This is a genomic window from Actinosynnema sp. NPDC049800, from assembly GCF_040656635.1.
Classification (GTDB): domain Bacteria; phylum Actinomycetota; class Actinomycetes; order Mycobacteriales; family Pseudonocardiaceae; genus Actinosynnema.
Genome location: NZ_JBFAMT010000020.1, coordinates 1 through 24,321, shown reverse-complemented (window position 1 = coordinate 24,321; position 24,321 = coordinate 1). Strand labels below are relative to the sequence as shown.

The 24,321-nt window shown below is 71.9% G+C and carries 18 protein-coding genes and 2 pseudogenes; 8 read left to right on the top strand and 12 right to left on the bottom strand.

What is annotated here, in order from left to right:
- Window positions 1-796 precede the first annotated feature (796 nt).
- The gene (locus AB0I91_RS23070; protein WP_499638798.1) at window positions 797-1,423 is read left to right on the top strand and encodes an ANTAR domain-containing response regulator; all 627 of its coding nucleotides are present in this window, start codon (window positions 797-799) and stop codon (window positions 1,421-1,423) included.
- 177 nt (window positions 1,424-1,600) lie between these two features.
- On the opposite strand, the gene AB0I91_RS23065 is transcribed toward AB0I91_RS23070, so the two are convergent.
- From AB0I91_RS23065 to AB0I91_RS23030, 8 genes are all read right to left on the bottom strand, one after another.
- Complete coding sequence (locus AB0I91_RS23065) at window positions 1,601-1,909, bottom strand: DUF3140 domain-containing protein (RefSeq protein WP_073896918.1); 309 nt, start codon at window positions 1,907-1,909, stop codon at window positions 1,601-1,603.
- Window positions 1,906-2,121, bottom strand: coding sequence for a hypervirulence associated TUDOR domain-containing protein (locus tag AB0I91_RS23060; protein ID WP_499638682.1), 216 nt, complete (start codon window positions 2,119-2,121; stop codon window positions 1,906-1,908). The genes AB0I91_RS23065 and AB0I91_RS23060 overlap by 4 nt, the downstream gene beginning before the upstream one ends.
- A gap of 123 nt (window positions 2,122-2,244) precedes the next feature.
- Window positions 2,245-2,796: an HPP family protein gene (locus tag AB0I91_RS23055; protein WP_499638680.1), complete on the bottom strand. Its 552-nt coding sequence runs from the start codon at window positions 2,794-2,796 to the stop codon at window positions 2,245-2,247.
- On the bottom strand, window positions 2,793-3,251 hold the full coding sequence (locus AB0I91_RS23050; protein ID WP_499638678.1) for a hypothetical protein: 459 nt from the start codon (window positions 3,249-3,251) through the stop codon (window positions 2,793-2,795). The genes AB0I91_RS23055 and AB0I91_RS23050 overlap by 4 nt, the downstream gene beginning before the upstream one ends.
- A gap of 3 nt (window positions 3,252-3,254) precedes the next feature.
- The gene (locus AB0I91_RS23045; protein WP_499638676.1) at window positions 3,255-5,762 is read right to left on the bottom strand and encodes a molybdopterin oxidoreductase family protein; all 2,508 of its coding nucleotides are present in this window, start codon (window positions 5,760-5,762) and stop codon (window positions 3,255-3,257) included.
- 55 nt (window positions 5,763-5,817) lie between these two features.
- Entirely contained in the window at window positions 5,818-7,029 is a 1,212-nt protein-coding gene (locus tag AB0I91_RS23040; protein WP_499638674.1) for a glycosyltransferase family 4 protein, read from the bottom strand.
- A gap of 449 nt (window positions 7,030-7,478) precedes the next feature.
- On the bottom strand, window positions 7,479-8,624 hold the full coding sequence (locus AB0I91_RS23035) for a carbohydrate ABC transporter permease (RefSeq protein WP_499638672.1): 1,146 nt from the start codon (window positions 8,622-8,624) through the stop codon (window positions 7,479-7,481).
- Window positions 8,621-8,968 carry a carbohydrate ABC transporter permease gene (locus tag AB0I91_RS23030; RefSeq protein WP_499638670.1) on the bottom strand — a complete coding sequence of 116 codons (348 nt, stop codon included), beginning with the start codon at window positions 8,966-8,968 and terminating at the stop codon, window positions 8,621-8,623. The genes AB0I91_RS23035 and AB0I91_RS23030 overlap by 4 nt, the downstream gene beginning before the upstream one ends.
- A 396-nt stretch (window positions 8,969-9,364) precedes the next feature.
- Between AB0I91_RS23030 and AB0I91_RS23025 the strand changes: the two genes are divergently transcribed.
- On the top strand, window positions 9,365-10,006 hold the full coding sequence (locus AB0I91_RS23025) for a hypothetical protein (RefSeq protein ID WP_499638668.1): 642 nt from the start codon (window positions 9,365-9,367) through the stop codon (window positions 10,004-10,006).
- A gap of 440 nt (window positions 10,007-10,446) precedes the next feature.
- Window positions 10,447-10,533: pseudogene (locus tag AB0I91_RS23020) on the top strand (hypothetical protein); the annotation flags it as partial.
- 294 nt (window positions 10,534-10,827) lie between these two features.
- Here AB0I91_RS23020 and AB0I91_RS23015 read toward each other — a convergent pair.
- Window positions 10,828-11,106: pseudogene (locus AB0I91_RS23015) on the bottom strand (transposase domain-containing protein); the annotation flags it as partial.
- A gap of 198 nt (window positions 11,107-11,304) precedes the next feature.
- Here AB0I91_RS23015 and AB0I91_RS23010 point away from each other — a divergent pair.
- From AB0I91_RS23010 to AB0I91_RS22990, 5 genes are all read left to right on the top strand, one after another.
- Complete coding sequence (locus AB0I91_RS23010; protein WP_499638796.1) at window positions 11,305-11,406, top strand: RICIN domain-containing protein; 102 nt, start codon at window positions 11,305-11,307, stop codon at window positions 11,404-11,406.
- A 260-nt stretch (window positions 11,407-11,666) separates the two neighbouring features.
- Window positions 11,667-14,438 (top strand): ATP-binding protein, encoded by a 2,772-nt coding sequence (locus AB0I91_RS23005; protein ID WP_499638666.1) that lies wholly within the window; start codon window positions 11,667-11,669, stop codon window positions 14,436-14,438.
- 54 nt (window positions 14,439-14,492) lie between these two features.
- The gene (locus AB0I91_RS23000) at window positions 14,493-14,807 is read left to right on the top strand and encodes a hypothetical protein (RefSeq protein ID WP_499638664.1); all 315 of its coding nucleotides are present in this window, start codon (window positions 14,493-14,495) and stop codon (window positions 14,805-14,807) included.
- Window positions 14,807-16,219: an aminotransferase-like domain-containing protein gene (locus AB0I91_RS22995; protein WP_499638662.1), complete on the top strand. Its 1,413-nt coding sequence runs from the start codon at window positions 14,807-14,809 to the stop codon at window positions 16,217-16,219. The genes AB0I91_RS23000 and AB0I91_RS22995 overlap by 1 nt, the downstream gene beginning before the upstream one ends.
- 72 nt (window positions 16,220-16,291) lie before the next feature.
- Window positions 16,292-16,684: a hypothetical protein gene (locus tag AB0I91_RS22990; RefSeq protein ID WP_498782266.1), complete on the top strand. Its 393-nt coding sequence runs from the start codon at window positions 16,292-16,294 to the stop codon at window positions 16,682-16,684.
- A gap of 60 nt (window positions 16,685-16,744) precedes the next feature.
- On the opposite strand, the gene AB0I91_RS22985 is transcribed toward AB0I91_RS22990, so the two are convergent.
- The 3 genes from AB0I91_RS22985 to AB0I91_RS22975 are packed head-to-tail and all read right to left on the bottom strand — an operon-like array spanning window position 16,745 to window position 24,207.
- Entirely contained in the window at window positions 16,745-16,885 is a 141-nt protein-coding gene (locus tag AB0I91_RS22985; protein ID WP_499618849.1) for a twin-arginine translocase TatA/TatE family subunit, read from the bottom strand.
- 12 nt (window positions 16,886-16,897) lie between these two features.
- Complete coding sequence (locus AB0I91_RS22980; protein ID WP_499638660.1) at window positions 16,898-20,944, bottom strand: hypothetical protein; 4,047 nt, start codon at window positions 20,942-20,944, stop codon at window positions 16,898-16,900.
- Between the two features lie 2 nt (window positions 20,945-20,946).
- Window positions 20,947-24,207: a hypothetical protein gene (locus tag AB0I91_RS22975; protein WP_499638658.1), complete on the bottom strand. Its 3,261-nt coding sequence runs from the start codon at window positions 24,205-24,207 to the stop codon at window positions 20,947-20,949.
- Window positions 24,208-24,321: the final 114 nt, after the last annotated feature.

Below are 24,321 nucleotides of genomic sequence, written 5' to 3'. Positions count from 1 at the left end.
GCCTCAAGACCGGCTTCGCCACCGACTCACCAATTCGCGGCTGGACCGATTACCCGGCCAAGGTTGCGTGACACCGCACTACGACCTGCGGCCACGTGGCGTCTCGGACAGTTTCACGGCGAACTGCCCGCTGGCCGCGACGGGCCTAAGCGACCACGACGCGACGAGATACGACGGATCGAAACAACACCACGCACCATCGGTGATGGTGTGGTTCTTCCTGGCCACGCTGCTGGACGAGGATTTGATGCGCCGTACCTCGCCTTACGGCGAGAATCTTCGGCGGTCGTGCACGACCGGGTGCCACGAAGGTGACACACCGCTGTATCGATGCTCACGAAGAACCCTCGACCTTATCAGGTTACAGCACAGACCTCGCATCCGCTGTGGAATGCGGAATCTTCGCCCCGCCGAACCGTCCGATCGGCGCACGTGCCGCGGCCGATGTCCGAGGCCGCCCTCAACGACCCGATCGGAACCCGATCACCCTCCGGCTCGGCGTCAGTACCCACTGCGCATCGACCACCCCGCCACACGTGCCCGCTCGGCAGAGGGCCGGCGAGCCCCGGCGGCGGACATGATCACCTCTCGGGTGAGCGCGGTCGCGACGTAGTTACCCTTTGACCGCGCGGGTCGGAGCCCGCTCAGGACGACCGCGCTCAGCGGCAGTGGGAACGGGGTGCGGTGATGACCGAGCCGACAGCAGGCGGCGCGGACGAAGTCCTTCAACGGCTCGACGAGGTCACCGGAGCCCTGGCGGGGCTGTCCTGTCCCGGGTGTTGGACGAGGAAGAGGACTGGACCGCGTCTGCCGCCAGGTCGTCGGCGCCATCCCCGACGCCGACCTGGCCAGCGTCACCGTGCTGCGCGACGGCACCCCCGAGTCCCTCGCCTGGGCCGACCGGCACACCCTGGAAGTGGACCACGCCCAGTACCGGGCCGACGAAGGCCCCTGCCTGGAAGCCGCCGAGTCCCGACGAGTGCAGCGCGTCGCCGTGGCCGAGGCCGCCGACCGGTGGCCCGCCTTCAGCAAGGCGGCAGGTGACCTGGGCATCGGCAGCTACCTGTCCGCGCCGCTGGTCATCGACGACGTGTACCACGGCTCGCTCAACCTCTACGGCCGGCACACGCACGGCTACCGCGAACTCGAAGCCGCCCTGCTGGAGCTCTACACCACCGCCGCCGAGGCCGCCCTGCGCAACGCCCGCCGCTACCTCCACGCCCGCCGACAGATCGACCAGCTACGCGACGCGCTCACCTCCCGGGCCGCCATCGACCAGGCCAAGGGCATCCTGATGGCCGTCCACCGCGTCTCCGCCGACGACGCGTTCGCGATGTTGGTCGACCGGTCGCAGCGGGAGAACCGCGAGCTGCGCGACCTGGTCGAGCACTTCGTCGACGAGACCACTCGCCCCGAGGGCTGAACACCCGGCCTGGTGGCCCCCCGCCGCGCGTCGACCGAGCCCGCACGCGCATCGGTCATGTCGAACACCCGGTCGGTTTCGAGGTCGCGCACTGTCGTGCGCGGTGTCGGCAGCGGCGTGCGCCGTGGTCGTCATACGACCGGATTACCCGTGGCCGCGGACGGCACACCGGGGCGATCAGTCCTTGAGGGGGTCGTGGCCCCAGTTCATCAGGGAGTAGCGCCACCTCGTGTGCTCGACGTCCCCGTCGGGGCGCTGCGCGAGGTGGCGGTGGACGTAGCCGACCACCTTGCGCATGTGTGCCTGGTCGTCGTCGGTCAGCTCGCCCTTCTTCTTGCGCAGCAGTTCCACGATGCGCCTGCCGGACTCGTGCCCGACCGACTCCCCGCCGTCGGACTGGCCCACCGACTTCGACTCGTCGGTGGCCAACCACCGCTCCAGCTCGGTCGCGGTCATGTTCACCGCGTCGTCGAACTCGCCGCTCACGAGTCGTCCTTGAGCGCGGAGGGCTTGTGCACCGCGTCCTTGCCGCTCTTGTCGCTGCGCACCCGGTACTGCGGGTTGTCCTCGGAAGCGCGCACCGTCCGTCCTGCGGCCTCGGTGTCCTCGGTGATCCCCTCGACCACCTCACCGTGCACCGTCTGCCCGTGGCTGGACCAGGTGACCTCGTCACCCTTGTCGAACTTTTCCTCACCCATGAGCGCAGTCTGTGTCGTCCGACCGGCCCCCGCACGGCGGTGGGCGCCGGCCGTGCCACTTTCACCCGGTGGGATGGCCGCCGCGATGAGCGGGCCGCGGTCGCGCGGATCGTCGGGACGTGGTCAGCGCCAGAGCGGCTGCCCCACACCGAGAAGTCGGTTGAGGGCCACGCCCAGCACGGTCGCCAGCAGCACGCCCGCGGCGATGGCGAGCAGTTCGCGCGTCGGGGTGAGCAGGCCCAGGCTGATGATGAGCGTGGTCGCGCCGGCGGGTGGGTGGGGGCAGTCGAGCAGTCGCAGGACCAGCGCGGTCAGGGCTACGGCGAGGGCCGCGGCGCCGACGCGCACGCCCGTGACGCCCTCCTGGATGACCGGTGGGTGCTCGGTCAGGCCGAACAGAGCCAGGCAGCCCGCCCCGGCCAGGATCGCCACGCCGTGCCCGATCAGGGCGCTGCGGGGCGCGGCCGACTTCTGCAGAGGCGATTCGAAGAACAGCATCACGGTCGGGCCGAGGCTGGGGAAGAGGTAGGGCTGCTTGACGAGCAGCGCGACCCCGCCCACCGCGGCGAGCACCGCCAGGCACAACGCGAAGGCGTAGCCCCCGGCCCCGAGGCTGCCCACACGGCGTTCGGCGGCTCCGAGCACGCCGCCCGGCTTCTCGTCCGCGCCGCTCACCGGGCCGCGATGAGGGCTTGGGGCGCGGCCTGCTTGATGCGGGTGCGCAGCCAGGTCAGCTGGCGGGCGGTCTCCTGCTCGCACGAGGTGACGACGTCGAGCAGTTCACGGTCGCGCAGCCCCTGAGCGGCCTGGCCGACCACCGTCCAGGTGATGTCGGTCAGGCTGGCCAGGGTGTAGAGGTCCTGGAGGTCGCGCAGCAGGCCGACGGGGCCGCTGCGGGTGGACTCCAGTTCGGCGGCGTGCAGGCGCTCGGGCTCTTCCTCGCGGTGCTCGCCGTAGCGCTCCACGACCGGTGCCAGCGCCTCGGCCTGCCGATCGACGCGACCGGCGAGGACCTGGCAAGTGTGCCACACGTCCGGCTCCTCGCCGTGACCGCGGCCGACCTCGCGGAAGGCGTCGGCCAGCGTGGTCAGGGAAGTGTGCAGCAGTCCCAGGTAAGTGGCCAGGTGCATGGGTCAGCCCTTCGGCGCGGCGTGCGGCAGCACGTTCGGGGTGCGGTCGGGGGTCGGCGGCGGCGAGGGCGGGTCGACGGGGGTGGCGTCCTCGTGCACGTCGTCCTCCCCCGTGGTCGCCGGGACACCGGCCGGGTCGTGCGGCGCTGACGCCGTGGTGGTGGGCCCGGGAGCGGGGCCGGTGGCGTCCACCAGCTTGGTCACCCGCGCGGCGGCGATCTTGAACAGCGGCTGCTTGGACACCGGGTCCCACTCCGTGAGCGTCAGCTCGTTGGCCGCCCGCGCGTGCTCGTCGCCGTCGGTGTCCCAGTAGCCGTAGTGGAAGGGGACGAAGACGACACCGTCACGGCCACGCCCCACCCGGGCGGGTGCCTCGACGTGGCCGCGGGGTGATTCGACGCGGACCAGATCGCCCTCGGACACGCCCAGGGCGGCGGCGTCGGCCGCGGACAGCTCCACCCAGGGCTCGGGTGCGGCCCGGCGCAGCTGCCGGGCGCGGCCGGTCTTGGTGCGGGTGTGGAAGTGGTAGGCCGTGCGGCCGGTGGTGACCAGGAACGGGTACTCGTCGCTCGGCTGCTCCGGCGGCGGCGCGTAGGCGGCGGCTTTGAGGAAGGCACGGCCGTCGGGGCGTTGCGCCTTGTACTGCTCGGGCGAGGTGGTGCCGCCGGTGAGCAGGTCGTGACCGTAGTCCTCGCACACGTCGGGGTGGGTGGGGAACACGCCGTCGGGGTAGAGCCGGTCGCAACCCTCGGGGTGCTCCTCGTTGCAGGGCCACGGGATTCCGCTGCCGCCGCGCAGCTTGTCGTAGGACAGGCCGGTGTAGTCGCACAGTCGACCCCGGGAGCACTCCTGCCACGCCTTGAACGCGCCTTCGGCGTCCTGCCACTTGATCAGCGGTGCGCCGTCGAGGTCGCGGAAGTCCATGCGGCGGGCGTAGTCGAGGAAGATGTCCAGGTCCGACCGCGCCTCACCCGGTGGGTCGACGGCCTTGTCGGACAGGTGCACGGTGCGGTTGACGTTGGTGAACGTGCCCTGCTTCTCGCCCCACAACGCCGCCGGCAGCACCACGTCGGCGTACTCGGCGGTCTCGGTGCGGAAGCCGTCCTGCACCACCACGAACAGGTCCTCCCGCGCGAGGATCTCGCGGATGCGCGGCAGGTCCGGCAGCGACACGGCCGGGTTGGTCGCGGAGATCCACAGGAACTTGATGGAGCCCTGCTCGGCGTAGCGCCAGATCTGCATGGCGTGGGTGGGCGGCGCCCAGTGCGGGATGGTCAGCGGGTCGACGTTCCACAGCTCGGCCAGTTCGCGGATGTGCTCGGGGTTGTCCCAGTTGCGGAAGCCGGGCAGGTCGCCGTCCGCGCCGCACTCACGGGTGTTCTGCGCGGTGGGCTGCCCGTTCATCTGCAGGATGCCGCACCCCGGCCGGCCGATCAGGCCGCGCAACAGGTGCAGGTTGTTCACCTGGCACGACGCCGCCGTGGCCTGGTGGGACTGGTAGAAGCCCTGCAACACGGTCGACAGCACGCGGCCGGAGGTGCCGAAGATCCGCGCCGCGCGCCGCAGGTCCTGCGGGTCGACCCGGCAGATACCGGCGACGTGCTCGGGCGTGTACGGCTGCACGGTGGCGGTCAGGTCGCCGTAACCGAGGGTGTGCGCGGCGACGTAGTCGTGGTCGACCCACCCGTTGGCGATCAGCTCGCGGATCAAGCCGTTCATCAGCGCCTGGTTGGTGCCGGGCAGCGGCGCCAGGTGCACTCCGCCGGACTCCACCGCCGCCTCGGCCACCTTGGTGCGGCGCGGGTCCACCGCGACCACCACGGGCCGGTCCGGGCCGTGCAGCCGGTCCAGCACGCGCGCCCACAGCACGGTCTGCGTCTCGGCCATGTTGTGCCCGAACAGGAACAACGCGTCACAGGAGTCGATGTCGGTGTAGCTGCCGGGCTGGCCGTCGGAGCCGAAGCTCTCCTTCAACGCCGCCGCCGCAGTGGCCGTGCACAACCGGGTGTTGCCGTCCATGTGCGGCGTACCCAGACCGGCTTTGCCGATCACGCCGAGGGTGTAGTACTCCTCCAGGAACAGCTGCCCGCTGGTGTAGAAGCCGTGCGACAACGGGCCGATCTCGTCCAGCAGTTCGCGGGAGCGCCGCACCACCAGGTCCATCGCGGTGTCCCAGTCGGACTCCACCAGCACACCGCCGCGCCGCACCAACGGACGGGTCAGGCGGTCGCTGCCGTTCCACTGCCACGACCCGTAGAGCCCTTTGGGACCCAGGCGACCGTGGTTGACCACGTCACCGGCGCGACCACGCACGCCGACCATGCGCCCGTCCTTGACCGCGATGTCGCAGCCGCAGCCGTTGCTGCACAACACGCACGCCGACTGCACCCACCGCTCCACGTCGGACTCCGCCACACCAGCGTCCAGGTGCAGGTCGACCCGCACCGGCCACGGCGCGTCCTTGGCGTGCGGCGTCCGGGCACCCCAGATGTCCGCGATCCGGTCGGCCACGTGCCCTCCCTCGGTCCCGTGTGATCACCGTGTCGACTACCCGCCACGACGACCGTCAACCGCACCGTCCACCGGACCGCGATGGTGCGATGGGCAACCGTCGGCCCTCACCGCTCCACGACTGGTCGGTCTGCGCTTCCAGGACCGGGTCCGACGCCACTGCGAGCAGCGCTTCTCGCGTGCCACCAGCGCCGATGCGACAACGGTCCACGATGTCGCGGTAGATCCGGTGGAGGTCGGTGGCGACGCGCGTGGGTGTGTGGCGCTGTTCGACCCGGTCGAGCGCGGCGACGGCGAACGCGGCCCGTGCCGTGCGGTCACCGAGCAGCCGCCGGGCCGCGCGGCCGAGCGCCGCCGGATCGCCCGCGCCGACCAGCAGCCCGGTCACCCCCGCGATCACGGTGTCGCTCAGGTCCCCGGTGGTCGAAGCGATGACCGGTTTCCCGCGCGCCATCGCCTCCAGCACCGGGGTCACCGGGCCCGGTACACGGGGGACGTGCACCACGACGTCGGCAGAGTCGATCAGGCGCTCGGCGATCAGGGAGTGGCGGTCGACCTCCCGGATCCGATCGGCGACGCCGAGCTTGCGGGCGCCGTCGAGCAGCCGGGTGACCTCTGCTCGCGCCCCGGAGGTGACGGTTCCGCCGTGGACCACCACCAGTTCGGCTTCGGGCAGCCATCGCAGCGCGGCGATCGCGGTGTCGGTGCCGTCCTCGGGCCGCAAACGGCTGTGGCAGAGCAGTCGTGGGCGCCCGGCCGCAGCACTCGTCTCGTTCTGCGTCCGCCGGAGTTCGTCGTCGACGGTGTCGACGACGATGCCGATGTCCGGTCTCGCCACTCCCCGGCCGGCCAGCCCGGTCGCCTCGGCCTTGCCGGTCACCGTGTAGTGGTCGGCTTCGGGAACGGAGTGCGCGGCGGTGGCGTAGGAGCACCAGTCGGCCACCAACGGGATTGCGCTCTCCGCGATCATGGCGCGGGCGGTCGCGGTGGAGCGCACGCAGAAGGCGTGCACCACATCGGCCCGCCCCAGCTCCCGCCGGTCGCTCGACCCCGCTGTGCCGTCCTCGCCGCCGGCCATGCGGACCTGCTCGTACCGCCCCGGGCCGGGTGGTGCCTGATGGGTCGGCGCGTAGTGGACCACGTGGTGCCCTAGCCTGGCCAAACCACGGGCGAGCAGACCCGCGTCCCGGTGCCCACCGCCGTCGAGGTCGACGAACGCCACCGTCACGGACGCTGTCACGCCCTCGGTGGCGTCCTCGAACGGCATGGCACCTCCACTGCTGCGTCACCGCGCTGCCGGGCCGGGGTCCCTCGGCCGGTCGACAACGTTCTCTTGACCGTAACCGGGGAGAACGGGCCGTGCAGGACGTCACGTGCCCGGAAGCGCCCGTCCATGCCGGATGCGCCGCCCTGGTGGTCCGTTGGCGTGTGCGGAAAAAGCAGGAGGCCCCTGCAGATTCCGCTGCGAGCACCGACCTCCGAGCATCACCGGCTGGCCGCGGACAGTTGGTCAGCCGTCGCCCGACTACGCCCGTCGACGACCGCAGGTCCGACCGCGGGTCGGCTATGCGCCGCCTCCTCGACCGCGCCCGCTGCAGGTCTCGGCGGACCTTCGAGGTGCGTTACCGTGGAGGTGTCGGCGGGTGTTCAAACAGCAGCATCCTGGTTTCCGCCCCATTGCCCGGCCTCGCGGCCATCGTACGGGGGTATGAGCTGTCAAGGAGCCTGTTGATGACGCGTGATCCGGATGTGCCGGCCTTCGAATCGGCCGCGAGGAGGAGGCCTGTTCCGGAGGGGTCCTCGACATGACCGCACCAGGGCAAGCGGCCGGCATGCGCAGTTCTGGACTGGTGGACCGGACGTCAGGGCTGGGTGCGCACGACCACGTGTGCTGGCGCTACACCGCGCCCGACGAGCTGCGCGCCCGCGCCCGCGACTTCCTCGCCGACGGCCTCGCCCAGGGGCTGCAGGTCTGGTACGTCGCCCCCGGCACGGCCGCCGAGCTGACCGGGGACCTGCGCGGGGTCGACGGGCTGGATGTGGGGTTGCGGACCGGACCGGAGCGGAGCGGTCCGGGTCGTGTCGCTCGACGCCACCTACCCGGTCGACGCCGTGAAGGTAGAGCCCGGCGCTCGCGACGCGGAACAGGTTGAGCGGCAACGTGTCGAGTCGGCCACCGACGACGAAGAACGCGTAGAAGACGTCGTTCCAGACATAGAGGCAGATGAGGATGGTGGCGGTGGCCGGCACAGGGCGCAGCATGGGCAGCACGACCCGGCGGAACTCGGTGAACGGGCCGGCGCCGTCGATCTGGGCGGCCTCCTCCAGCGACACCGGGATCGTGCGGACGAAACCGGTCACGAAGAAGATCACCGTGGACAGGTAGATGCCCCTGTAGACGCCGATCATGCCGACGGCGGTGCCCGCCAGACCGAGGTGACGCAGCAGGAGGACCACGGTGACCACGGCGGACGGCAGCACGATCCCCCTGATGGCCAGGGCGTAGAGCACGGCGGTAAGGCGGGTGGCACGCCGGGCCGGCACCCGGGAGGCGAGCGATCCGACGGTGAGGACGCCGGCGACGGTGGGAACGACGACCAGCAGGCTGCCGAAGAACGCGGCCGGGACCTCGCCGTCGGTCCACACGGTGGCGAGGTTCTTCCACAGGTGCCACTCGGAGGGCAGCGCGAGGTTCGGAGAGAGGGCTTCGCCCTGCGATTTGCAGGCGGTGACGACGACGAGCCACAGGGGTATGCCGATGACGGTCGCGCCGAGCAGGACCGCCACGATCGGCTGGAGTCGGGTCCACACGCGTGCGTCGCTGAGCCGGGGCGCGGTACGGCGTGGTGCCGAAGTCGTCACAGGATCTCCTCGCGCTTGCGCAGGAAGCGGATGACCGGGAACGCCATGAGCGCGACGAGCAGGAACAGCACCAGGCTCATGGTGGTGGCCTGGGCGAACAGGCCCTGGCCGAAGGTCCGGTAGATGAAGATGTTGAGCAGCTCGGTGGTGCGGGCCGGTCCGCCGCCGGTAGTGGCCTGCACGATGTCGAAGCCGTTCATCGAGCCCAACAGGGCCGTGGTGACGTTGAACGTCACCGCGGGGGCCAGCAGCGGCGACTTGATCGCCCAGAACGCGCGCCAGCGCGACGCGCCGTCGATGTGGGCCGCCTCCAGCAGGTCTTCCGGGATGGCCGCATCGGGCACTTGGCGCCCGCCGAAGCCGTCTAACCACCGTCAACGCCGACGAATCGCGGCTGGAGCAATCGACATCGAGTCTCCATTGCACGTCGCCGTAGATCGATCGTGTTTGAGCCGCTCCCGCCGCACACGATCTTGGCGTCGCACTGTCTTACGCTTCACGCTCTGATTGAGACGTAGTGGGATCAGCGGTGTAGACCCGGTGACGGCCACCGTGTGCGGGAGTTCGACGGACGGAGTCGCGTGGGGTGCCGTCCAAGCGGGTGAACTCCACTATCTTCACCAAACACTCGAAGTTAAACTGGGGTTCGACGGGCATCGAAACTTTCGTGAACGATTGATCGACCACAGGTTCGAATGGAAAGGACAATGCTCGCGCAGTCATCCGGGAGGTGCGACAGCATGATTGAAGGCGGCGTGGTGGCGGCATACTTGGCTGCGCTACTCGGTGGGGCGGCCAAGCGTTTCGTTGATGGCCGTATCGACGGTGGCCTCAAGAGCCTCTATGATCGCGTGACGAACAGACTTGGTGGTGGAGTTGTGCGCGATCTGCAGGACAATCCCAACGATGCGAGCACGCAAAATCGGGTGGCCAGGGCCGTGGAGAACGTAGCGGCAGTGGACCGGCGCTTCGCGGAAGATATCGCCGCCATCGTTGATCAACTCGATCGGGCGGGCGGCAGATCATTTGTGAACAGCATTCAAGCGCACACGGTGATCCAGAATCAAGGTGGTGACCAGGCTACGCATGGCGGCGTCATCCACAAGACCTCGATGCGATCTTCTCGCCATCCGTCCGATTATTCCGGTGCGCCTGTATGGGTCAAAGTGGTGACGGCACTCGGCGCAGTCCTGGCGTTGGGCGGGATGGTCTTGCTCGTCGTGGATGTGGCCACAGTGATGTCGTCGGGACAGGACGAATTCGGGCGTCCCCTGCCTCCGGGTCTTGCGGACCTCAAGAGAGGGGGCCTCTTGTTCATGTGCGGCTTGGCTGTCCTCCTGTTGGGAGCGGTAGGGCGGTCGATGTCCCGACGCGGTTGGTGAGCGATACGGCAGCGGGAGACGCGCCCGCCGCCTGGACCACCACCCGCTGCTCATCAGGCCACCATCCCCTTCCGCAGCGACCGCTGGTGGTGGACGCGACTGCGGCCTGGCAGCCCGCCGAGTGCTCCACCACGACCGCCCGCCCGGTCAGGTCCGCCGGCACCGCCCGCAGGACCTCCGCCGCGTAGCGGACGGTGATCGGCAGCCCGGTGTTGGGACTGCGCCCGAATCCCGGCAGGTCCGGTGCGGCGACCGTGCGGACCGCGCCGGCCGCACCGGGGTCGGCGCCAGGTGGCTCGTGTCCACCGCCATCCCGTGCACGAGGGGCAACCTCACCTTGATCCTCCCCTGGTTGTTCGGAGTCGGTGATCCTCCCCTCGTTGCACGGAGTCGGGTTACTGGATGATCACTCATCTCAGTAGCCCAGAGGACAACCCACGATGCCCAAGCGGTACCCACCCGAGTTCCGGCGCAAGGTGCTCGACCTGGTCGCGTCCGGCCGCCGCGTCGCACAAGTCGCGGCGGACCTCGACATCAGTGACCAGACCATCTACGCCTGGCGCCGCCAGGAGCTCATCGACACCGGACAGATGCCCGGCACCATCAGCACCGACAACGCCGAACTGGTCGCCGCGCGTTGCCGCCCGATCACCCCGCGCCGCAGAGCGGGCGCTGCCCGGACGGCCGAACCGCTCCACGTTCTCCGGCGTGTCGGGCACGTCGAAGGTTGTGCCGTCGATCGCCAGCACCCGCCAGGTCCGATACCACGAACCACGGCTCGTCGGTTCCGCCAACGGCTTCGCGACCTGTTCGAACAACGCCTTCAACGGCGCCGCGCCCAGCCTGACCCGTGCCCGGGAGATCGCCGCGGTGGTCGGCACCCACCACGGCCGCGACCACCGCGCCGCTCACGACAGGCCCTCGGTCAACAACCGGGCCACCTCTTCATAGCCCTGACCGGAGAACAGACACATCGCCAGCACGAAATAGACCACCACCCGAGACGGCAACAGCCGGTCACGCTGCCCCTCCCGCCCGGACTCGGCAACGACCCGGTCCACCAACTCGGACGGAAACGTCCTGGTCAACAGGCCGATCACGATCCGATCCGACAACCGCGCATCCGTGACCGGCTTAACCTGACCAGGCCGTGGTATCCAGGCACCTCCTGGACGATCAACCTACCCGGTTGACCCTTAAGTCACTGGTATTGCATCTAGGCGCGGTTGTGGGACTGCAACGGTGGCACCAAACAGCGCTTCACCTAGACCTCGGGCAAGCAGCTCCAGGTGAACGGCATGTGCCCGGACGCCTCCAACCGGGGCACCACCAATGGCACCGCGATGGTGGTCTGGGACTGCAACAACCAGACCAACCAGCAGTGGAGCCTGCACGTCTGAACCGACGGTCGAGCTCGGGCAACAGCCCCGCCTGGCCGGCTCGTTCCCTCTCGCAGGGAGCGATCCGCCACGAAAAGGCGTGGCTGTTGCGCCCGAGCCGGCCTTTCCTCGACCGGGATCCGGTCCGATCGGCATCTGGGGTGCACAGCGCCGGAACGCTACGCGCCGCCGGGCGTCCGATTGTTTCGGGGGCACAGGCGAAACCGCTCGCCGCACGAGGCTCCCACCAGCTACCGTCGTGGATCTACGGGGGTGGGAGCGTGGCCGGTTTACATCTGGTCGGGCGCGAAAGCGAACTCGCGGCTGCGGGCGACGTGCTGGCGCGGGCCGAGGGAGGTGCCGCCCGGCTGCTGTTGTCCGGCGAGCCGGGCATCGGCAAGAGCGTGTTGTGGGAACGCGTGCTGGCCGACGCCGTCGGGCGCGGCTACGCGGTCCTGTCGTGCCGCCCGGTCGAGTCGGAGGCGCGGTTGGCCTTCGGCGGCCTGGTCGACCTGCTCGACCGCGTGCCGGACGACGTCCTGGCCCTGCTGCCCGGGCCACAGCGCACCGCGCTGGAAGTCGCGCTGCTGCGTCGCCAGGCCGACGACGGCGCGGGCGACCCGCGCGCGGTGTGCATGGCGGCGCTGAACGTCATCCGCTCGCTGGCCGCGCGCACGCCGGTCGTGCTGGCCGTGGACGACGTGCAGTGGTTGGACGAGGCCAGCACGCGCGTGCTGGAGTACGTGCTGCGCCGGCTGGCCGACGAGCACGTGGCGGTCGTGGTGTCCGTCCGAGACAAGGAGGGCGACCCCGCGCCGCTCGGGCTGGCCGGGCAGGACGACCTGGTGCACATCCGCCTGGGCGGGTTGAGCATGGGCGCCCTGCACCGGATGGTGCGCTCCGCGTTCGGCCTGCCGCTGCCGCGCCCCACGCTCATCCGGCTCCAGCGGACCTCGGGTGGCAACCCGTTCTACGCCTTGGAGCTCGCCGGTGTGCTCGGTCGCGACGGCGGCGCGACCGTGCCAGGCCTGCCGCTGTCCGCGCCGCGTGCGTTCAGCGAGCTGCTGGAGGACCGGGTGGTCGCGCTGCCGGATCCCAGCCGGGACGCCTTGCTCTACGCCGCGGCGCTGGCGCAGCCCAGCCTGGAGCTGGTGGCCCGGGCACTGGGCGACGCGGAACTGGCCGAGGAGGCGCTGGCCGACGCCGAGGACCACGGCATGGTCGAACTGGTGTCCGGCGCCGTCCGCTTCACCCACCCGCTGCTGCGCTCGGCGGTCTACTCCGCCGCGCCGAACGGGCGACGGCGGCGGGTGCACCGACGACTGGCGGCCGTCGTGGACGATCCCGAGACCCGCGCGCTCCACCTGGCTTTCGGCGCGAGCGGCCCGGACCCTGTGGTGGCCGAGGCGCTGGACGGCGCCGCGCTCGCCGCCCGGCAACGCGGCGCGCCCGAGACCGCCGCCCGGCTGTGGGAGCTCGCGGCCGGCCACGTGGTCGACCCGGTCCGCAAGGCTGGGCTGCTCGTCTCGGCCGCGCAGTGCCTGTTCTTCGCCGGCGACGCGAACCGGGCCCGTGACCTGTTCGAAGCGGCCGTCGCCGACCTGCCGGCAGGGCCGGAACGGGTGGCGGCGCTGCTGGAGCTGGCGGTCGTGGTGTTCTACGGTGACGGGCCGGTCAAGGCCACCGCGCTCAGCGACGAGGCGCTGGCCTCAGCGGACGACCCGGTGCTGCGGGCGACGGCCTACCTGCGCCGGTCGTGGTTCTGCCAGAACGACACCGCCCTGCGCTACCGCAACACCCGGCAGGCGCTGGAGGCGATCACCAGCCACGAGGCCGCGGCGCCCGACGACCTGGTGGCGTGCATCCTGGTCAGCAGCGCCTACTACCGGCTGCTGGCCGGCGAGGGGCTGTGCGACGACGACCTGCGGCGGGCCGCGGCCCTGGTGTCGCCGGCCAACGAGTCCCGCGACGCGCGGATGGCTCGCAGCCTGCTGCGGGTGATCACCAAGTACACCGATCCGGTGCGGGGCCGGCAGGAGTTCGCGCGGTCGCGGCACGCCTCGCTCGACCGGGGCGACGAGGCGGTCGCCATGCACGAGCTGGTCCACCTGACCGAGCTGGACGTCTGGCTGGGCGACTGGTCCCTGGCCGACCGGGAGGCCGCGGAGGCCGTCGACGCCGCCGAACAGGCCGGGCAGCGGCCGTGGATCGCCTACTCGCTCTACACCCGCGCGCTGGTGGACGCGCACCGCGGCGACGACGACACGGCGCTCGCCGCGGCGACCGAAGGGCTGCGCATCGCCACCGAGTTGGACGACTCGTGGGTCGTCGTGCACGTGCGGGCCGTACTGGGCTTCGTCGAGCTGTCCCGGCACGAGCCGGCGGCGGCGAGGGCGCACCTTACCGCGGCACTGGAGGTCTGCGCGGCGGTCGGGCTGGCCGACTTCCCGATCAGCTCGCTGTACGGCGACCTGATCGAGGCGACCGCGGAGCTCGGCCTGGTGGCCGAGGCGGAGGCGCTGCTGGCCGACCTGGAGCGCCGCCGCGACCTCGCGCCGCGGCCGTGGATCACCGCCGTGGCGGCCCGGTCGGCCGCGCTGGTGCGGATGGCGTGCGGTGACGTGGCCGGCGCGCACGAGGCGCTGTGCTCCGCGCCGGTGCTGCCGATCCCGATGCCGTTCGAGCAGGCCCGCACCGACCTGGTGCGCGGCCGGGTGCTGCGGCGGCGCAAGGAGAAGCTCGCGGCACGCGAGGTCCTGCTGGCCGCCGGGCGCGAGTTCGACCGGCTGGGCGCGCCCCGCTGGGTCGAGAAGACCGACACCGAGCTGCGCAGGTTGGGGCTGCGCCGCGACGACGAGCACGGCCTCACCGCCGCCGAGCTGCACATCGCCCGGCTCGTGGCCAGTGGGCTGAGCAACCGGGAGGTGGCCGCGGCGGCGTACGTGACCGCCAAGACCGTCGAGGCGCACCTGAGCCGGATCTACCGCAAGACCGGCGTCGGCTCCCGCCGCGAGCTGGCCCGACTGGAGTTCCTGCGCAAACCGCCGGACTAACTGTGGGGTCGCTCCCCGATTCGTCGGGGGGCACCCGGACCGCACGATCGGTGCATGACAACGACGGAGACGACAGGGCGGCGGGCGACGCGGCTGTTCCTGGTGGAGTGCTACCTGCCCGGTGCGGACCCGGACGAGGTGGCGACCGCGATGCGCTCCGTGGTGGCGGCGGGTCGGGAGGCCGCCGCGTTCGCCTGTTGCCTGGCGATCCCGGGCGACGACAGCTACTTCTGCCTCTTCAACAGCGGCACGACGGAAGACCTGGAGCTGACGTTCCGCCGGGCCGGGGTGCCCTTCGAGCGGATCGTCGAGGCCACCCAGGTCAGCCTGGGCGCGGCGGAGGCAGCACTCGCACGACTGGGGGAATGATGCGCAACCCGGAAAGCCTGACGATCCCGATCGAGCTGGACCGCACCACGCACCGCCCGTTGCAGGAGCAGTTGGCCGAGCAGCTGGCCGGGGCGGTCGACCGCGGCCTGCTCACCGTCGGTTGGCGGCTGCCGTCCACGCGGACGCTGGCCGAGCGGCTGGACATCTCGCGCGGGGTCGCCCTGGCCGCCTACGAGATCCTCTACGCCCGAGGTTACCTCGAGGGCCGCCGGGGTTCGGGCAGCTACGTCGCCGACCGAAGGGCGGACCCGCCCACCACGCCCCTCACGCTCCCGGCGTCGACGCGCAACGCCGACCGGATCGACTGCACACCCGGGCGGGCGACCGAGGACGGGTTCCCGCTGGCCGCGTGGCGGGCGGCGTGGCGGCACGCCAGCTTCCAGCCGCCACCGCTGGGCGAGCTGCCGCGCGGCGGCCTGCCGGAGCTGCGGCGGGCGATCGGCGAGCACCTGCGGCGGACCCGCGGCCTGGCGTCCGACGAGCACGAGGTGCTGATCACCGCCGGCATCTCGCACGGGATGCTGCTGGCGATGGAGACCTTGGGCGGCGGGCGGCCGCGCGTCGCGGTGCCGGACCCGGCTCCGCCGGCGCTGAGACGGGCGGTCGAGCGCGGCGGCGGCACCGCCGTGGCGCTGCCAACAGACCGGGACGGCGGGTGGACCGGCGCGGTGCCGCCGTCCTGCGCGGCCGTGTTCGTCTCACCCGACGGGCAGCCGCCCTTCGGCCCGGTCATGTCGGCGCTGCGCCGCCAGCAGCTGGCTGACTGGGCGCGCCGGGAGGACGGCTACCTGCTGGAGGTGGCCGACGACCACGTCGTGCCCTCCGCCGCGCCGTTGCCCCGGCTGCTGCACCTGGCCGGCGAACGCACAGCGGTGGTGGGCGACTTCCGCACTGTGTTCACCCCGTCGCTGCGCGTCGGCTACGTGCTGGTGCACCGCGACATGCTCGACCCGGCCCGGTGCACGCTCCAGGACCACGAGCAGCCGTCGCACACGGCCCAGTCGGCCATGGCGCGGCTGCTGGCCGAGGGCAGCGTCGTGCGCCGCCTGCACCAGCTCGGACGTCTGTTCGAGCACAAGGACGCCGTGGTGCGGGCCGCGCTCGCGCCGCTGGAGCCCGCGGTCCGGCTCGCGCCGCCCGGCGCACCGGGCACGGTCGTGGTGCACCTGCCCGACCGGATCGACGCCGAGCAGGCGCACGCCGAGCTGCTCGGGCGCGGCGTGGTGGTGCCCACGCTGGCGTCGTTCCACCTGCCCGGCCGCCCGACGGGCAACGGGCTGGTCCTCGGGCACGGGCACCTGCCCGACCGGGCGTTGCGCACGGCACTGGGCGAGTTGGTCGCCGTGCTGCGCGCCGCCCACCCCGTGATCGACCGGGCGAGTGGCCTGTAGCACCGGCCGTCCCGGTTCCCCGCGCGGTGATCCGCGCGGTGCAGCACGACGAAACGAAGGGGAGGAGTTTTCGTGAACATCCGCAAGGGAATCGCGGGAGCCGCGCTGGCCCTGGCCGCCGCCGCGCCCGCCGTGACCACCGGCGAGGCATCGGCACTGCCGGCATCCGCGTGGATGCCCGCCTACGGCGCCTACACCGCGGTCTACGACGAGTGGCACGCGATCGTGGGCGAGTCGTCCTGGGAGGACATCTACGTGTCCTGCCAGACGCACGGCCCCGGTGGTGTCTGGGGCACCCAGCTGTACCTGTGGTCTTGGGTTCCCGGCGCGACGCCCTCGGGTGGCGTGTGGGGGTACGTCGACTCGCGCAACGTCGACAACTACAACCAGAACGGCATCTCGGGCATCTCGTGGTGCGTGTACGGCGACACTGGCGGCGGCGAGGGCGGCGGCAGCCCCTGGTGACCCGTCCGAGGCCGGCCCCGCCCCTTCCTGGGGGGAGGGGCGGCGCCGGCCGTCTCGTGGTCAGACCTCGTCGTCATCGCCTCGGCGCAGTTCCCGGCGCGCGTCGGACACCGACCGCGCCAGCTTCGGCAGCCTGCTCGCGCCGAACAGCAGCACCAGCACCAGCAGGATCAGCAGGATCTCCGTCGTTCCCAGCGGCACGGCACGCTCCTCTCAGGACAGGGGGACGGTGTCGGTGTGGACCAGCCGGGTGGCGGCGATGCCGTTGTTGCCGTTGCGGTGCTGCTCGAACTCCTCGACGGCCAGCCTCAGCGGACCGGCGCCGGTGGGCAGCGACACCGTGCCCGACCAGGTCAGCTGACCGCCGCCGGTGGTCGGGTCGGCCAGCACCGCGGTGTAGGACAGCCCGGCCGGCTGCCAGCGCAGCACCGGGTCGGTCACGCCGTCGAGCGGCCGCTCCACGGTCACCCTGATCTCGTTGAGGTGGCCCGACTGGGTGAGCGTCGCGCCGGGGCCGGTCACCTGGACGGTGCGGGTGGGGCCGCTGCCGGTCACCACGACCGTGCGGTCGGGCGCGACCTGCATGAAGTCCGCCGTCACCACCGAGGACAGGTGGCAGTCGACGACCGACTTCGGCTGGAAGCGGGCCAGGGCCAGCCGCACGAACGGGAAGTAGCCCTCCAGCGCAGTCTCACCCTGCCGGGTGATGCGGATGTCGGAGTACCACAGCTTGCGCTCCGCGTCGAAGGCCACGTCGTGCGCGGCGACCTTCAGCCCGGTGGTCGGGAACTCGGGGACCGTCATGCCGGTGCCGAAGTAGGTGGCCAGCGGGAACGAGGTGTCGAGCACGTCGTCGGGCACCGAACCCGAGTGCTGGGTCGCGTCGTTGCCCCACATGGTCACCGCGCCCCGCAGGTGTTCCGGCACGTCGCTCGCCGGGTCCGGCCACAGCAGCACGGCCAGCTTCTCGCCGTCGCCGCTGGACCACCACGGCCGCTCCAGGTACACCCGCAGCCCGCCGCCGCGCCGCACGCTCTGCCCCGGCGCGGGGTTCTCCCAGCGGAAGATCGGCACGACCTGGCGGATCTTCGGCGCGGCGGGGCGCGCCGAGCTGAAGATGTCCTGCTCCAGCACCGCGGCCGCGCTGCGGGTGTCCGGGCGGACGAACGACACCTCCAACGTGCGCGGCGACGTGAGCCCGCCGTTCGCGGTGCGGCGGAAGGTACCGGTGGCCGCGTCGGTGACCACGTAGTCGCCCGGCGCATTCCGCGGATCGCTCCCCGGCGGGGCGGGCTGGTACTGGTCGCCGGTGGCCTTGTCCACCACGACCAGGTGGGCCGGGTCGACCGGCACGCCGAGCACGTGCTGATCGCCGCTGAAGGCGACCTCCCGGCGCTCCTGGAAGAACTCGCCGAAGCGGGTCGCGGCCCGCACCTCGTACCGCACGTGGCGGTACTTGGTGTCGCCGAACTCGTGCCGCGCCTGGAACTGCACCGCCTCGGTGGCCGGCGTCGCCCCCTGCACCGGGTCCAGCGCCACGGTGATCGGTGCGGCCCGGAAGTCGCGGGTCGGGACCTCGTCGGACACGCCGTCGTCCACCGGCATCCGCCAGCGCGCGGCGAACTCCACGCTGCCGCTGCTCTTGCGGCTGACCCGCATGGACGACCCGAGCAGCGCGTGCGTGGAGCCGATCCGCCCCTCGTTGGGCCGCTTGGCGGTGACCCCGGCGATGTCCGGCACGGTCAGCGGCTTGCGCACCGCGTGCACCAGGGTCAGCGTCCGGGACGGGGTGAACATCCAGTGCCGGCCGCCGACCACCGACTCCCGGACCGCGTCGATGTTCACCTGGTCGGTCGGGTGGGCGGCGTTCCAGTCGGCCGCGCCCTGCTGGATCAGCGGCCACAACGCCATCAGGTTCAGGTCGGCCGCGTCGAACTGGGCGGAGAGCTGGAGCTGGTAGCTGTCGCCGGGCATGAGCCGCACGGTCAGCAGGCGCGCGGACTCGGTCCACGTCCAGCCCGGCGTGCCCTGCTGGAGCCGGATGCGGAAGCCCTTGGCGACCGGCCAAGTGGCCGGGTCGACCGCGGTGATCGTGGTGGACGTGGTGCTGCCGGGCAGGCCGCGGACCAGGATCCGCCGGGCCAGCGGCTCGGGCAGGTACGGCACGGGCAGCTGGTCGGTGTCGTAGTACCAGTACCGGTCCGCGGGCGCGGGCAGGGCGCGCGCGGAGGCGTGCTGCTCCAGCACGGCGGCGTCCCGCGTGGCCAGTTCGGCGTAGCGGGCGGCGTCCATCGGCCTGCCGGTGGTGCCCTGGTCGAGCATCCCGTGCTGCTCGGCGACCTGCACCGTGGTGCGGGGCGGCAGGACGTGGCGGTCGACGGTGCCCACGGCGGTGTCGGTGCCGGTGTTGCCGCGCAGCACCATCACCTCCAGCGACTCGCCCTCGCCGGGTGCCGAGCGCAGCAGCACCTCCGGCGCGGCCACCGGCTCGAACCGGCGGAAGGTCTCCACCGGGGTGCTCGACACCGCGTCGGTGACCGCGTCGGCCTGCTCGGTGGACAGCGAGTTGCCCGCGATGTCCACCACCCGCGCCCGCAGCCGGTACCGCCGGCCGAACCGCAGTCGCGGCAGGGCGCGCGCGCCGAACCGAGTGCGGAACGGGAAGTCCGGGTCGAGCGGCGCCTCGCCGTCGGCCAGGCCGTTGTCACCGGTCAGCGCCTTGCCGGGGCGGCCGACCGCGAGGCTCCAGCCCGCCCAGTGCACCAGCGACTCCTGGATGTACAGGTCCTCGTCGCCGGTGGCGCCGGAGGTCGTCGGCGCGGTCTGCGCCGCCGTCTCCTCCAGCACCGGGACCGCTTCACCCGTGCGCGCGAACACGTACGTGCCGTCGCGCCACATCAGGGAGAACCACTGCCCGGCGTTCTCGTCGCGCACGTCCCACCGGTAGCCCCGCACCACGTCGTCGGCATTGAGCGCGATGTTGTCGGTGATCTTGTCCGGACCGGCGAACGCCGCGTCGTTGAGCGCCCGGCCGCGCTCGATCCGGCCGGCCAGCCGGACGGCCCGGGACAGCCTGCCCACCGAGAACCCGGCCGTGCGCAGCGCCGGCAGCGCCTGCTCGTCCGGTGTGCTCGCACTGCGCTTGCGCACCTGTCCGCCCTGGTCGACGCGCATCCGGGTCACCGTGTCGGCGAACTGGCGCACGGCCAGCGCGGCGCTGTCCGGGTCGACCTGCACCACGGCGAACCGGTCGGCGTCGCCCACCCTCAGCAGCCCGTCGCGCAGGTCGCTGTCGGAGTCCAGCGGGGTCGCGGTGAACACGTGGCCCTGCGCGCCCTTGCCCACCCGGCACCGCATCGTGGGCCGCACGTGCACCGCCGAACCCGTGCCCAGCAACGGGTTCAGGTCGGTGACCACCCGCACCCGGGTGACCTGCTCGTTGCCGCGCACCAGGGACAGCACGGCCGGGTCGGTCGACTCGAAGTCCAGCACCAGCCCCAGCAACCGCTGGAGGTGGTGGTGCTCCCGGGTCATCGCGACCACCTGGTGGAAGTCCAGCTTCGGCGCGGGCAGCGGTGGCAGGTCACCGACCACCGGATCCCGTCTGCGGTGGAACCGCTCCGCTTGCAGGAAGGTCAACCCCATCCCGTCGGCGGTGGTGGCGTCACCGGGCCGGAACGGCACCGCGCACTGCGCCGGGTCCTGCGAGTCGGGGCTGAACATGCGCTCCAGCTGGCTGCGCAGCCGCCGCTTGCGGTCCAGGCCGGATTCGGTCCCGTTGCCGTCGAACTCGAACCCCACGGGGCCGAACGCGTCGGCCGCGGCCAGCTCGTCCAGCGTCGGGAACCGCTCGGGTGACCGCGCACCGAACCTGCCGTAGCGCTGGTTGACGAAGTCGCGCACGTGGCGGGTCGGGTAGGAGCGGATCCGCCGGCGGGTGAACCTGGTCTGCGCGTGCCCTTCGACGCGCGAGGTCCGGGTGAACAGCGCCGTCCAGCGCCGGCTCTCCGGTTTGGACACCCGTGTGGCCGTGGCGCGCACCGGGCTGCCGGCCTGGTCGAGGATGTCGGGGAACTCCAGCCGGAACGCCGCCGGTGAGACCCGCGCCGGCCAGTCGAGCCAGTCCGGGAACCCCTCCAGCGTGCCCGGCGCGGGCTCCGGCAGCAGGCGCGGCGCGACGTGCACGGAGAAGCGGACCAGGTCCAAGCCGGGGGTGACCCCGTTGGGCAGCACGGTCCAGGTGATGGTCTGCTTGCTCATGATCACGCTCCGACGGGTGCGAAGGCGGCGCAGTAGCTTGCCCAGTCCTGCTGGGTGAAGGCCGCGCCGAACGGGTGTGCGGGCACTTCCGGCGCGGCGGCCAGGGCCGCGCGATCCCCGCCCGCCGCGCGCCCGGCGGCGGGCGCGGAGGTCTTGGACAGCTCGCGCCGGGTCCGGACGGTGAAGGTCTCGCTGTAGAACCACGTCTCGATCGAGACGCTCACGCTCGCCTCGCCGACGAGCGCGGAGCTGCCGTCGGTCTTCTTCTGGTACGTGAGGCCCAGGTAGAACTCGATCGACACGCTGACGATGCCGAGGAAGTCCAGGGCGCCGCGCAGCCGCAGGAACGCGGTGAGGCCGGCCTGCGAGCGGACCACCTCCGCGCCGTTCTCCACGACCTTGACCTTCTCCAGCAGGTAGGAGATGCCGCCGACGGCCTCGACCCCGCCGCTGGCGATGCCGACGTCCAGCGCGAACGCCGCGCCGAAGGTGAACCCGACGTCCAGCCGTTCCAGGCCGTCGGCGCCCAGCGCGATGCCCGCGTAGCCGCCGCCGGCGAACCAGGAGATGCGCAGGTTGAACGGCCGGTCCCGGGTGTTGAGGTCGAAGACCACTCGCACCGAGCTGCCGTCGAACGGGATCGCGACGGAGGCGGCCACCGCCAGTTCCTTGAGCTCGAAGATCCCGAGCGACACCGTGGGCAGCCCGAACCGCAGCCCGGCCTGGACCCCCGAGGTGCCCGCGGTGATCTCCACCTTGCCGCCCAGGAACGAGCACAGCTCGGCCAGTTCCTCGACGAACTCGAAGGCGTTGTGGAAGCTGACCTCGCGGATGCGGCAGTCCACGGTGGGTTTGGCGCCGCCGGTGTGCTTGAACCGGAAGTAGTCGAACTTCACCGAGATGACCTGCCACGACTTCTTGCCGAACAGGTTCAGGGCGAAGTCGCGCAACTCGCCGTCGACCCGGTAGGTGGACTCGACCCCGTCCTGCACGGGGTCGGTGTAGACGGCGTGCACCTTGAGCGTCTTGGCGTTCGGGGCGGTCGACAGCGGTTCGAAGACCGGCAGCTGCTTGGGCCCCTCCTGCAACGGGGGCGTCCAGAGCAGCGTCCACTCGTGGACGCCGACGTCCTCCCGGAAGTGGTGGCCGAGCTTCGGCACGACGAGCGCGTTCTGCTCGCCCTCGAGCGGGGTGGACAGCAGGTCCTTGATCGCGAGACCGCCGAGCACCTTGGCCTTGGTGGGGTCGGCGAACACCTTCGCCGGGTCGTAGTACTCCGTGGCCGCCTGGGTCACGTCGCCGGTGATCGTGCCGTTCTTGGCCGACCGCCCCCGGATGCCGCCGTTGGGCGTGGCGACGCCGGTCGAGGCGGCGGGGAACTCCAATGCGGGCGGCACCGGAATCGCCGGGTGGGTGGCCAGGTAGACCGCGCCCCTGTTCCCGGCGTGGTCGATGCCGCCGTCCAGGTAGGCCGCGGCGTACACGAACGACGTCGTCGCCGTCGCGGTTCCGGTCAGCGCGGCGACGTCGGGCAGCCGCAGCGCGGCCAGTTCCAGGCTGGGGACGAACGGCGCCCGGCCGGCGGCCACCAGCGTGCTCATCGAACCGTTGGCGGCCACCGAGTTGAACACGAGCTGGTCGGTGGTGGCCGCGGTGCTGCCCACCGGGTACGGCCCGCGCTGCGCCAGGGCGATGGTGCGGCCCCCGGTCTCGGCGGTGCGCACGGCGCCGGCGGCGGGGTCCGGGGAGTTGCCGGTGTTGTAGGCGTTGCGGAGGTCGGTGAGCAGCCGGGTGGCGTTCGTGTCGGTGACCGTGCTCTCGGGCACGAACACCACCGCCGCGGAGAAGTCGACCTCGACGCCGTCGTGGTCGGTCCCGCGCAGGTGGAAGGTGACCGGGGTGTCCGGCGCGGCGGCGGCCCGCGGCACGAACGACCGGACCGTCGTGGTGGACCCGGTGACGAAGTCCGAGCGCGGGTCCTTCAGCGGCGGTGTGGTGCGGGTGACCACTCGGATCGCGGTGAAGGGCAGCTCACGACCGGCGTGCGGCATCGTGTCGTCGCCCGCGTAGGCGCGCACGGGTTGCTGCACCACGATGTGCTGGCTGCGGTGCACGTAGGCGTACCAGGGGCCGGGGGTGCCGTCGGGGTTGGGGCGGCGCCCGAACCGGCGCTCGGCGAGGTTGACGAGCGAGGCGCGGTGACCGTAGGGGAACAGGAAGCCCGCGTCCTCGGTGCGCACGAGGTGGTCGCGGCCCAGGGTGGCGCGGTGCTGCCAGCCCTTGAGCCCGAGTCCGCCGGTGGGCGGGTAGGTCCACCGGCCCTCGGCGTCGAAGGTCGCGCCCAGGCTGCTCAGCGTCAGCTCCGTCACGTCGATCGGCTTGGGCAGGGCCGGGTCGAGGCTGGTGCGCAGGGTCGGGTCGGCCGACAGCCGGACGATCGAGAACCGCTGCCGCGGCGTCAGCACGTGCGCGATGTCCTCGGTCCCGGGCACCGACGTCGGGTTCTGCACCCATGTGGCCATCTGCGGGTCGGAGAGCCAGATGGCCCGAACCGTGCGGCCGGTCGCGTGGTCGTCGACGGCACCGGACCCGGTCTTGGCGCCCAGGCGGGTGTGCCACAGCTCGGTCCACCCGTTGCGGGTGACCGGTGCGGCGGAGTGCTGCCAGCCCTCGTTCTCGTTGGGTGACAACAGGATCCGCCACGGCAGCTCCAAGGCGGTCTGCGTGTCGGTCGGCGCGACGAGCGCGGACGCGGTCTGGGTCCTGGTCGCGGTCGGGGCCAGGCTCGGGACGAAACCGGTCCACGCCAGCAGCGCGTCCACCGTGACCGCCATCGGCAGTGCGGCGGTGATGTCGAAGGCCAGCCGGCTGCGGCCGGCGACCCTGGTGGCGAGCGGGATGTCGGTCAGGCGCAGCGGGTCGGTCAGCATCCGCTCCAGCACCGCCTGCGGCGGGAAGTGCACCACCAGGAACGCGCTGCCCGTGGTGACCTTGCGCAGTTCGGCGCCGCCGGAGGTCTGCACCACGTCGGCGTTGAACAGGTCGACCCGCAGGTTCAACGAGTCCTCCCGGCGGCGCAGGTGCAGCGACCGGGTCGCGGCGGCGGCCAACACGACGTCACCGGTCGCGTCGTCGTCACCCGTGGGGCCGCCCGCCGACGCGACCGCGAGCACCAGGCCGCCCGCGCCGGCCAGGTACAGGAACCGGCGGCGGCTGAGGTTCTTGCCGGGGTCGCCCGGCGGTGGCAGTTCGTTCTCGCTCATCGCTCGTCCTCTCGTGTGCGGTCGGTCGACCGGGCCTGGGTCCCACTCGTGCTGAGCGAGGTCGGACCGCCCCCGCCGGGGGTGCCACCACCTGCGGCAACCGACCGAACAGAA

Bases quoted from the DNA above. Each gene is read 5' to 3' on its own strand.
- AB0I91_RS23060 (WP_499638682.1), bottom strand. From the start codon at position 2,121: ATGGGTGAGGAAAAGTTCGACAAGGGTGACGAGGTCACCTGGTCCAGC.
- AB0I91_RS23050 (WP_499638678.1), bottom strand. From the start codon at position 3,251: ATGCACCTGGCCACTTACCTGGGACTGCTGCACACTTCCCTGACCACG.
- AB0I91_RS23040 (WP_499638674.1), bottom strand. From the start codon at position 7,029: ATGCCGTTCGAGGACGCCACCGAGGGCGTGACAGCGTCCGTGACGGTG.
- AB0I91_RS23025 (WP_499638668.1), top strand. From the start codon at position 9,365: ATGATTGAAGGCGGCGTGGTGGCGGCATACTTGGCTGCGCTACTCGGT.
- AB0I91_RS23010 (WP_499638796.1), top strand. From the start codon at position 11,305: ATGTGCCCGGACGCCTCCAACCGGGGCACCACCAATGGCACCGCGATG.
- AB0I91_RS23000 (WP_499638664.1), top strand. From the start codon at position 14,493: ATGACAACGACGGAGACGACAGGGCGGCGGGCGACGCGGCTGTTCCTG.
- AB0I91_RS22995 (WP_499638662.1), top strand. From the start codon at position 14,807: ATGCGCAACCCGGAAAGCCTGACGATCCCGATCGAGCTGGACCGCACC.
- AB0I91_RS22980 (WP_499638660.1), bottom strand. From the start codon at position 20,944: ATGAGCAAGCAGACCATCACCTGGACCGTGCTGCCCAACGGGGTCACC.
- AB0I91_RS22975 (WP_499638658.1), bottom strand. From the start codon at position 24,207: ATGAGCGAGAACGAACTGCCACCGCCGGGCGACCCCGGCAAGAACCTC.